This window comes from Actinomadura sp. BRA 177 (assembly GCF_013372625.1).
Lineage (GTDB): Bacteria > Actinomycetota > Actinomycetes > Streptosporangiales > Streptosporangiaceae > Spirillospora.
Map to the genome: position 1 here is coordinate 1 of NZ_JABXFD010000084.1, position 1,462 is coordinate 1,462.

Genomic DNA, 1,462 nt, shown 5'->3' on the forward strand with positions numbered 1-1,462 from the left:
CGCGACGACCCCGAACGCCAGGCCGGCGGCGACGGTCGAGGGGCGGACCGACACCAGCGTCTCCGGCAGCCCGATCGCGTCCCCGTACAGCCGGGTCACGGTCCCGGCCAGCAGCAGCCCGGCGGCGACGCCGAGCACCGACCCGGCGAGCCCGACCGCGACGCCGGTCGCCAGGTAGTGGGCCACGAGGGTGCGGCGGCGGAACCCGGAGGCGCGCAGCGTCCCGATGATCACGCGGTCGCGGGCGACGCGGCGGGTCAGCACGACGTAGACGGCGACGCCGGCGGCGGCGAGGAACAGCAGCGGGAACATCACGGCCAGCTCGGAGAAGCCCTTGATGTCCTCGGCGAGGGTGGCGTTGGAGGGCTGCTCGGCGCGGGTGATCGCCGCGCCCGCGCCGTGCTGCCGGGCGGTGGCGGTGAGGGCCGCGTCGAGTTCCGCGGCGTGCTCGCGTCCGGCGGCGGTGTAGTAGACGGCCACCTGGCCGGGCGCCGCCGTGCCGGCGATCTGGCGGGCGAGCGGCTCGGGGGCGAACAGGACGCCGAACGATCCGGGCGCGGGCAGCACGTTCTGGCGGCTGGAGGCGGGCCACAGGTATTCGGGCGAGGACGCGGTGCCGCGCACGGCGAGGTTCCGCCACGCGTTCCCGTCCCAGACCGACACGTGGTCGCCCGGCTTCAGCTTCGCGTGGTCGGCGATGTGCTTCTCGGCGAGGACGCCGTCCGGCGCGGCCGGGTCGAGGTAGGAGCCTTCGACGACCTTCACCCGGTTGACGGCGGGCTGCGATCCGGTGGGGAACCCGACGACGCGGCCGACGAGGGTGCCGCCGTCGGGCATGCGCAGCGGCACGTCCGCGACCGTGCGGACGGTGACCGCCTCGACGCCCGGCCGCGCCCCCGCCTGCTTCGCGATCGCGGCGGTGTCGCCGCCCGTCAGGGTGAGGTCCGCGAACCGGTACTTGTGGAAGGTGGCCTGGTAGCCGGCGTCCAGGTTCTTGTAGGCGTCGTAGGACGCGCCGAACAGCGCGACGCCGAGCATGACCAGCACCACCACCGACACCAGCTGCGCGGGGCGGCGCCGCAGGTCGCGGCGGAGCTTGACGTTGAGGACGCTCACCAGGTCACCTCGTCGGCGCCGGCGGGCGCGGCGTTGGTCGTCACCTCGACGACGCGGCCGGACCGCATCCGCACCACGCGGTGCGCGATGGCGGCGATCGCGGCGTTGTGGGTGACGACCAGGACCGTCCGGCCCTCGCGGTTGAGGTCCTGCAGGACGCGCAGGACGCCGCGCCCGGTCTCCAGGTCGAGGGCGCCGGTCGGCTCGTCGCACAGCAGCAGCGCCGGGGCCTTGGCGATGGCGCGGGCGATCGCGACGGCTCGCCGCCCGCCCGCCTGCGCGGGCCCTGTGCACCTACTACGCTTACCGCAGAAGCGGACGGTGTACACGTCACCGGACGCGGCGC

1 protein-coding gene and 1 pseudogene are annotated in these 1,462 nt (G+C 75.3%); both read right to left on the minus strand.

The genetic code is table 11. The features are described from left to right. Nucleotides 1–1,116, minus strand: a 1,116-nt coding sequence (locus HUX53_RS42400; protein WP_176401442.1) for an ABC transporter permease, incomplete at its 3' end; no start/stop codon positions are given. Continuing rightward, nucleotides 1,113–1,462, minus strand: a pseudogene (locus HUX53_RS01905) (ABC transporter ATP-binding protein); the annotation flags it as partial. The pseudogene HUX53_RS01905 and the gene HUX53_RS42400, both read right to left, overlap by 4 nt.